Source organism: Hydrogenophaga sp. GW456-12-10-14-TSB4 (assembly GCF_059424305.1).
Genome location: NZ_JBWKZH010000117.1, coordinates 1 through 8402, shown reverse-complemented (window position 1 = coordinate 8402; position 8402 = coordinate 1). Strand labels below are relative to the sequence as shown.

At 71.5% G+C, this 8402-nt stretch carries 7 protein-coding genes and 1 pseudogene; 6 read left to right on the top strand and 2 right to left on the bottom strand.

Annotated elements, in window-relative coordinates; translation table 11 throughout:
- From AC07ZS_RS29100 to AC07ZS_RS29075, 6 genes and pseudogenes are all read left to right on the top strand, one after another.
- A pseudogene (locus tag AC07ZS_RS29100) lies at positions 1 to 243 on the top strand (hypothetical protein); the annotation flags it as partial.
- On the top strand, positions 240 to 1976 hold the full coding sequence (locus AC07ZS_RS29095) for an enoyl-CoA hydratase-related protein (protein ID WP_494801918.1): 1737 nt from the start codon (positions 240 to 242) through the stop codon (positions 1974 to 1976). The pseudogene AC07ZS_RS29100 and the gene AC07ZS_RS29095, both read left to right, overlap by 4 nt.
- Complete coding sequence (locus AC07ZS_RS29090; RefSeq protein ID WP_494801917.1) at positions 1973 to 3427, top strand: sigma-54-dependent transcriptional regulator; 1455 nt, start codon at positions 1973 to 1975, stop codon at positions 3425 to 3427. The genes AC07ZS_RS29095 and AC07ZS_RS29090 overlap by 4 nt, the downstream gene beginning before the upstream one ends.
- Position 3428: 1 nt before the next feature.
- The gene (locus AC07ZS_RS29085; protein WP_494801916.1) at positions 3429 to 4430 is read left to right on the top strand and encodes an NADH-quinone oxidoreductase subunit B family protein; all 1002 of its coding nucleotides are present in this window, start codon (positions 3429 to 3431) and stop codon (positions 4428 to 4430) included.
- Positions 4427 to 5884, top strand: a complete 1458-nt coding sequence (locus AC07ZS_RS29080; RefSeq protein ID WP_494801915.1) for a nickel-dependent hydrogenase large subunit — start codon at positions 4427 to 4429, stop codon at positions 5882 to 5884. Before AC07ZS_RS29085 ends, AC07ZS_RS29080 begins: the two co-directional genes overlap by 4 nt.
- A gap of 4 nt (positions 5885 to 5888) precedes the next feature.
- Entirely contained in the window at positions 5889 to 7223 is a 1335-nt protein-coding gene (locus AC07ZS_RS29075; protein WP_494801914.1) for a sensor histidine kinase, read from the top strand.
- On the opposite strand, the gene fba is transcribed toward AC07ZS_RS29075, so the two are convergent.
- Together fba and pgk are read right to left on the bottom strand one after the other, a co-directional pair.
- Entirely contained in the window at positions 7214 to 8251 is a 1038-nt protein-coding gene (gene fba, locus AC07ZS_RS29070) for a class II fructose-bisphosphate aldolase (protein ID WP_494801913.1), read from the bottom strand. The two genes, AC07ZS_RS29075 and fba, sit on opposite strands and share 10 nt — an antisense overlap.
- A gap of 31 nt (positions 8252 to 8282) precedes the next feature.
- On the bottom strand, positions 8283 to 8402 hold a 120-nt coding region (pgk, locus tag AC07ZS_RS29065), incomplete at its 5' end, for a phosphoglycerate kinase (protein ID WP_494801919.1).

Here is an 8402-nt window from a genome sequence, read left to right as displayed (position 1 = left end):
CCACCGCCCCCACCGGAGCCGGCCGCCCCGCTCGAACAGCTGCTGGCGCTGAGCCGCGAAGCCCAGGTGCGCCTGGCCGCGCACTTCGGCCCCGACACGGCCGGCGTGGTGAAACCCCTGCGCGAGGCGCGCAGCGTGGCCGCGTACCACGCCGCGCTGGACGACATCCAGGCCCGGCTCGCGGTCTACATGGGCCGCAAGCAGGCCGCGCGCGAACTGCAGGGGCTGCGGCCACCGCCATGAACACCGTGGCCCCTGTTGGCCTGCGCATCCTGTTGCTGTGCCACAGCTTCAACAGCCTCACGCAGCGGCTGTTCGCCGAGTTGCGCGCGCGCGGCCACCGGGTGAGCGTGGAGCTGGACATCAACGACCGCGTGACCGAAGAGGCGGTGGCCCTGTTCCAGCCCGAGCTGCTGATCGCACCGTTCCTGAAGCGCCGCATCCCGGCCAGCGTGTGGCAGGCACTGCCTTGCCTGGTGGTGCACCCCGGCCCGCCCGGCGACCAGGGCCCGAACGCGCTGGACTGGGCGGTGCTGCGCGGCGAGCGCGCGTGGGGCGTGACCGTGCTGCAGGCCAACGCCGAGTTCGACGCCGGGCCGGTGTGGGCGCACGCGGCCTTTCCCTTGCGCCAGGCGGCCAAGGGCAGCCTGTACCGGCGCGAGGTCACGCAGGCCGCGCTCGCCGCCACGCTGGCCGCCGTGCAGCGTTTCCAGAACGGTGAACGCACTGGCGAGCCACCGCCGCCCGCACAGTGGCGGCCGGCGATGCGCCAGGCCGACCGCGCGATTCGGTGGGCAGACCACAGCACCGCCGAGGTGCTGGCCCGCCTGCGCTGCGCCGACGGCCAGCCCGGCGTGCTCGACGCGCTCTGGGGCCAGGCCTGCCACCTGATGGATGGGCACGCGGCGTCCGGTGCGGCGATGGCGGGTTTCCCGCAGGCCGCCCCGGGCGATCTGCTGGCCGTGCGCGACGGCGCGCTGCTGCGCCGCACGCGCGACGGCGGCGTGTGGATCGGCCATGTGCGCCGCGTGGGCGAAGCCGCCGGTTTCAAGCAGGCGGCGGCGCAGGCCTTCGCCGCCGAGGCCGCCGCCTTGCCCGAGCTGCCCGCGCCGCTGCAACGGCCCGAGGACGAATGGGGCGAGCTGCGCTACACCGAGCACGGCCCCGAGGGCGCGCGCGTGGGCTGCCTGCATTTCGACTTCCACAACGGCGCCATGTCCACCGGGCGCTGCGAGCGCCTGCGCGCGGCCTGGCAGGCGGTGCGCGAGCGGCCGGTGAGCGTGCTGCTGCTCATGGGCGGCGAGGACTTCTTCAGCAACGGCATCGACCTCAATGCCATCGAGGCCGCCGCCCACCGCAGCGGCGACAGCGCGGCCGACGCCTCGTGGCGCAACATCCAGGCCATGAACGACCTGGCCCTGGCGGTGATCGAGACCACCGACCGCCTCACGGTGAGCCTGCTGCACGGCAACGCGGGCGCGGGCGGCGCCTTCCTCGCGCTCGCGGCCGACGAGGTCTGGGCGCACGAGGGCGTGGTGCTCAACCCGCACTACAAGAACATGGGCAACCTGTACGGCTCGGAGTACTGGACCTACCTGCTGCCGCGCCGCCTGGGCGAGGCAGGCGCGCAGGCGCTCATGCGCCAGCGCACGCCGCTGCGGGCCGTCGATGCCTGGCGCATGACGCTGATCGACCACTGCGACGAAACGGGGCGCGAGGGCTTCGAGGACCGTTGCCTGCAGCGCGCGCTGGCGCTCGCGGCCTCCTACAATCTGCCGCAGAGGCTGGCGGCCAAGCAGGCCACCCGCGAGCGCGACGAAGCGCGTCGCCCGCTGGCCCACCACCGCGAACAGGAACTCGCGCGCATGCACCGCAATTTCTACGGCTTCGATCCCAGCTACCACGTGGCGCGCCACCATTTCGTGCACAAGCTGCCGCACGCGTGGACGCCGCGCCATCTGGCCTTGCACCGATGAACGCGCGCTTCCCTGCCGACGCCCTGCCCACCGTGCTGGTGGTGGACGACGAGGTGCGCTCGCAGGACGCGATGCGCCGCACGCTGGACGAGGACTTCACCGTGTTCACCGCCAGCAGCGCCGACGAGGCGCGCGGCCTGCTCGAACGCCAGCCGGTGAGCGTGATCCTGTGCGACCAGCGCATGCCCGGCATGACCGGCGTGAGCTTCCTCAAGGAAGTGCGCGAGCGCTGGCCCGACGCGGTGCGCATGGTGATCTCGGGCTACACCGACAGCGAAGACATCATCGCCGGCATCAACGAGGCCGGCATCTACCAGTACATCCTCAAGCCCTGGGCGCCCGACCACCTGCTGGACTCGGTGCGCAACGCGGTCGAAGCGCAGGCCCTGCAGCGCCAGACCAGCCGGCTCGACCTGGAGCTGCGCACCAGCACCGGCGTGCTGCGCCAGCGCACCGCCACGCAGATCGACCGCGCGCGCGCCAGCTTCGGTTTCGACCGCCTGGTGCGCGCCCCCGGCAGCCCGCTGGACGGCGTGTGCGCCATGGCGCAGCGCGTGGCGCGCTACGACCTCTCGGTGCTGGTGCTCGGCGAATCGGGCACCGGCAAGGAGCTGCTGGCTCGCGCGATCCACTACGCCTCGCCGCGCCTGACCGGCCCCTTCGTGGTGGAGAACTGCGCGGCCATTCCCGACACGCTGCTGGAGTCCGAGCTGTTCGGCCACAAGCGCGGCGCCTTCACCGGCGCGTACGAAGACCACCCCGGCCTGTTCCAGCGCGCGCACGGTGGCACGGTGTTCCTCGACGAGATCGGCGAAACCTCGCCGGCCTTCCAGGTGCGGCTGCTGCGCGTGCTGCAGGAAGGCGAGGTGCGGCCCGTGGGCGGCGCGCGCCCGGTGCCGGTGGACGTGCGCGTGATCGCCGCCACCCACCGCGACCTGGAGCAGCGCGTGCGCGAAGGCCTGTTCCGCGAAGACCTGTACTACCGCCTCGCGGGCGTGAGCATCACCGTGCCGCCGCTGCGCGAGCGCGCGGCCGACATCGCGCCCATCGCCCGCCAGCTGCTGCAGGACGTGGCGCACGAGCTCGGCCACCCCGGTGCCACCCTGCCCGACGCCACGCTGGCCTGCCTGCTGGCCTACCCCTGGCCCGGCAACATCCGCGAGCTGCGCAACGAGATCGCGCGCGCGCTCGCGCTGCAGGACGGCAGCGCGCTCGAAGCCGCCGCGTTTTCGGCGCGCGTGCTGCAGGGCCATGGCAATGGCGGTGACGACCTGCAGGCCGCCCTGCCCACCAGCGGCACCCTGGCCGAGCGGCTGGACGTGATCGAAGCCATGGTGCTGCGCGAGACGCTGCAGCGGCACCGCTGGAACAAGACCCGTGTGGCGCAGGAGCTGGGGCTCTCGCGCGTGGGCTTGCGCGGCAAGATGCAGCGCCTGGGATTGGAGAAGTGACATGGCACTGAACGTCCTTTGGCTCCAGAGCGGTGGGTGCGGCGGCTGCAGCATGTCGCTGCTGTGCGCGGACACGACCGACTTCCAGGGCCACCTGCGCGACGCCGGCGTGAACCTGCTGTGGCACCCCTCGCTTTCGATGGAAAGCGGCGACGAGCTGCTGGACCTGCTGGACGCGGTGCTCGACGGCCGCACGCGGCTCGATGCGCTGTGCGTGGAAGGCTCGCTGCTGCGCGGGCCCAACGGCACCGGCCGCTTTCACATGCTGGCCGGCACGCAGCTGCCGATGATCGAATGGGTCAAGCGCCTGAGCGCGCGCGCGAAGCACGTACTGGCCGTGGGCAGTTGTGCGGCCTGGGGCGGCATCACGGCGGGCGGCGACAACCCCACCGACGCCTGCGGCCTGCAGTACGAGGACGACGAGGCCGGCGGCCTGCTGGGCGCGGCCTTCCGCTCGGCCAGCGGCCTGCCGGTGATCAACATCGCGGGCTGCCCCACCCACCCGAGCTGGGTGATCGACACGCTGATGGCGCTGGCCGCCGACAGCTTCGGCGCCGGCGAGCTCGATCCGCTGAACCGCCCGCGCTTCTACGCCGACCAGCTGGTGCACCACGGCTGCACGCGCAACGAGTACTACGAGTTCAAGGCCAGCGCGGAAAAACCGTCGGACCTGGGCTGCATGATGGAGCACATGGGCTGCAAGGGCACACAGGTGCACGCCGACTGCAACACGCGGCTCTGGAACGGCGAAGGCTCGTGCACGCGTGGGGGTTATGCCTGCATCGCCTGCACCGAGCCCGGCTTCCAGGAGCCGGGCCACCCCTTCCACGAAACGCCCAAGCTCGCCGGCATCCCCATCGGCCTGCCCACCGACATGCCCAAGGCCTGGTTCGTCGCACTGGCCTCGCTCTCCAAGAGCGCCACGCCCAAGCGCGTGAAGCACAACGCCGTGGCGGACCACCTGGTGGTGACGCCTGCGGTGCGCAAGACAAGGTTGAAATGACGCGCCTGCTCGTTGGCCCTTTCAACCGCGTCGAGGGTGATCTCGAAGTCCAGCTCGACGTGCAGGGCGACCGCGTGGCCTCGGCCCAGGTCAACGCCACCATGTACCGCGGCTTCGAGCAGATCCTGCAAGGCAAGGCGCCGCACGACGCGCTGGTGTATGTGCCGCGCATCTGCGGCATCTGCTCGGTGTCGCAGTCCGTCGCCTCGGCGCGCGCGCTGGCCGCGCTGGGTGGCATCGCCATGCCGGCCAACGGCCAGCACGCGAGCAACGTGATCCTGGCGACCGAGAACCTGGCCGACCACCTCACGCACTTCTACCTGTTCTTCATGCCGGACTTCACGCGCCCGGTGTACGCGGCCCATGCCTGGCACACCGAGGCGGTGCGCCGCTTCGCGCCCAACCACGGCGAGCAGGTGCGCGCGGCCACCGCCGCGCGGCAGCGCTGGCTCACGCTGCTGGGCACGCTGGGCGGCAAGTGGCCGCACACGCAGTCCATCGAGCCAGGCGGCTCCACGCGGCCGATCGACGCGGCCGAGCGGGTGCGCCTGCTGTCGCGCGTGCGCGAGTTCCGCGCCTTCCTGGAGCGCCAGCTGTTCGCCGCGCCGCTGGAGGCCGTGACCGCCATCGCCAGCGAAGACGCGCTGTGGGACTGGCACGCGCAGGACCCGCTGGGCGGCGACCTGCGCTTTTTCCTCACGCTGGTGCGCGACCTGCAACTGCAGACCCTGGGCCCCGGCCCGGGGCGTTACCTGAGCTACGGCGCCTACGCCCAGCCCGGGGGCGGCTTCGCCCTGCCCGGCGGCGTGTGGCGGGCCGACACCGGGCGGCTCGACGCGGTGGATGCGGCGGCCATCACCGAAGACGCCACGCACGCCTGGCTGGCCGACGACGCCGGCCCACTGCACCCGCTGGTGGGGCAGACGAAACCCGACCCCGACAAGGCGCGCGGCTACACCTGGAACAAGGCACCGCGCCTGGCGGGCGAGGTGGTGGAGACCGGCGCGATCGCGCGCCAGCTCGCGGCCGGCCACCCGCTGGTGCGCGACGCGGTGGCGCGGCACGGCGGCAACGTCTACACCCGGGTGCTGGCGCGCGCGCTCGAACTCGCGCGCGTGGTGCCGCTGATGGAAGACTGGCTGGGCGCGCTGCGGCCCACCGAGCCGTTCTGCGTGCCCTCGGACCTGCCCGACGAGGGCAGCGGCATGGGCCTGTCGGAAGCGGCGCGCGGCAGCCTGGGCCACTGGGTGGTGGTGCGGCGCGGGCGCATCGCCAACTACCAGATCGTCGCGCCCACGAGCTGGAATTTCTCGCCGCGCGACGCGGCCGGCACGCCCGGTGCGCTGGAGCAGGCCCTGGTGAACGCGCCGGTGCGCGAGGGCGAGAAGACGCCGGTGGCCGTGCAGCACATCGTGCGCTCCTTCGACCCCTGCATGGTCTGCACCGTTCATTGACACCATGAGCAAGTCGCGCCCCAAGAGCCCGCTGCCCACCGTACCGATGGAGGGCGTGGACGAGTCCACCTGGATGGACGTGATCCAGAAGATGGACGAGGTCTACACCCGCCTGATCGACGACGAGGTGGAGCTGGAGAAGAAGAACACCGAGCTGGAGCAGTCGCAGCAGTTCATCTTCAGCGTGCTGACCTCGATGTCGGACGTGCTGGTGGTCTGCGACGCGAACGGGGTGATCGAACAGGCCAATGCGGCGCTGTGCGAACTGACCGGCCGCCCGGAAGAACAGCTCAGCGGCACGCCGCTGTACGCCTTGCTGGCCGACGAAGCGAGCCGGGAGCTGGCGCGCGCGGCCATGGAGAAGGCCGACGCGCCGCGCGCGGGCGAGGCGATCGAGCTCAACCTGCTGGACCGCCAGGGCCAGGCCGTGTCGGTGGACGCGAACTGCACGCCGCGCATCGGTGACAAGGGCCGGCGCGTGGGCACGGTGTGGGTGGGCCGGCCCACGGCCGAACTCAAGCGCGCGTACCACGAGATGCGCGCCGCGCACGAAGCCCTCAAGCGCACGCAGCAGCAGCTGCTGCACTCGGAGAAGATGGCCTCGCTGGGCCAGCTGGTGGCGGGCGTGGCGCACGAGCTCAACAACCCGATCAGCTTCGTGCTGGGCAACGTGCACGCGCTCAGCAAGTACAGCGAGCGGTTGCGCAGCTACCTGGCCGCGATGCACGCGCACGAGCCCGAGGCGGTGCTGGACGAGATGCGGCGCAAGCTGCGCATCGAGCACCTGCTGGCCGACCTGCCGTCGCTGATCGAGGGCACGCTGGAGGGCGCGCAGCGCACGGCCGACATCGTGCACGGGCTCAAGCGCTTCTCGGCCATGGACTCGGAAGAGCGCAAGCCGGTGAACCTGGTGGAGGTGATCGAGCGCGCGATCCACTGGGTGCAGAAGGGCCGCTCGGCGCCGGTGGAGGTGCAGTGGCAGGCCGGCGAGACCTGCACGGTGATGGGCAGCGCGGGCCAGCTGCAGCAGGTGATGATGAACCTGCTGCAGAACGGCTTCGACGCCGTGGGCCAGCGCGAGGCGCCGCGCATCGTGGTGTCGCTGGAGCGCGCGGACGGCACCGTGCGCGTGACGCTGCGCGACAACGGCCCGGGCATCCCGCCCGAGCACCTGCTGCGCATCTTCGACCCCTTCTTCACCACCAAGCCGGTGGGCAAGGGCACCGGCCTGGGCCTGTCGATCAGCTACGGCATCGTGGAGCAGCACGGCGGGCGGCTGAGCGCGCGCAATGCCGCCGAGGGCGGCGCGGAGTTCATCCTCGAACTTCCTCAGGCGTAGCTGTCGGCCATCGCGTCCAGCGGCACCGGCTTCATCTTCCCCGCCTGCCCTGCGCTGCCGAAGGCCTCGAAGCGCTCGCGGCACACGCCGCGCGCGGCCTTCTTCGCCGCCAGCAGCGCCTTGCGCGGGTCGAACTCGCTGCGTTCCTTCGCAAAGGTCTGGCGCATGGCGCCGGTCATCGCGAGGCGGATGTCGGTGTCGATGTTGACCTTGCGCACGCCGTTCTGGATGCCGCGCCGGATCTCTTCCACCGGCACGCCGTAGGTTTCCTTGATGTCGCCGCCGTGCTCGCGGATGATGGCCAGCCACTCCTGCGGCACGCTGGAGCTGCCGTGCATCACCAGGTGGGTGTTGGGCACGCGGGCGTGGATGGCGGCGATGCGGTCGATGGCGAGGATGTCGCCGGTGGGCTGGCGCGTGAACTTGTAGGCACCGTGGCTGGTGCCGATGGCAATCGCCAAGGCGTCCACGCCCGTGCGGCGCACGAAGTCCTCGGCCTGCTCGGGGTCGGTGAGCATCATGTCGTGCGTGAGCTTGCCGGCCGCGCCCACGCCGTCTTCTTCGCCGGCCTCGCCGGTCTCCAGCGAGCCCAGGCAGCCGAGTTCACCTTCCACCGACACACCGACGGCGTGCGCGAGCTCGCAGACGCGGCGCGTCACCGCGAGGTTGTAGTCGTAGGTGGCGGGCGTCTTGCCGTCCTCGCGCAGCGAGCCGTCCATCATCACGCTGGTGAAGCCCGAGCGGATGGACTGCATGCACACGGCCGGCGTGGCGCCGTGGTCCTGGTGCAGCACCACGGGCAGGTCCGGGTGAGCTTCCACCGCCGCCAGCACCATGTGGCGCAGGTAGGCCTCGCCCGCGTACTTGCGCGCGCCGGCCGAGGCCTGCAGGATCACCGGGCTGTCGGTCTCCTGCGCGGCCTCCATGATGGCCAGGATCTGTTCGAGGTTGTTGACATTGAAGGCGGGCACGCCGTAGCCGTGTTCGGCCGCGTGGTCCAGCACCTGGCGAAGGGAAACGAGCGCCATGGGAAAGCTCCTGGTTGAAATGAAAAAAGAATCAGGTCGCGCGGCGTTCAAGCACTTCAAACGCCGGCAAGGTCTTGCCCTCGAGCACCTCGAGGAAGGCCCCACCGCCGGTGGAGATGTAGCCCACGTCCTTCTCGATGCCGTACTTGGC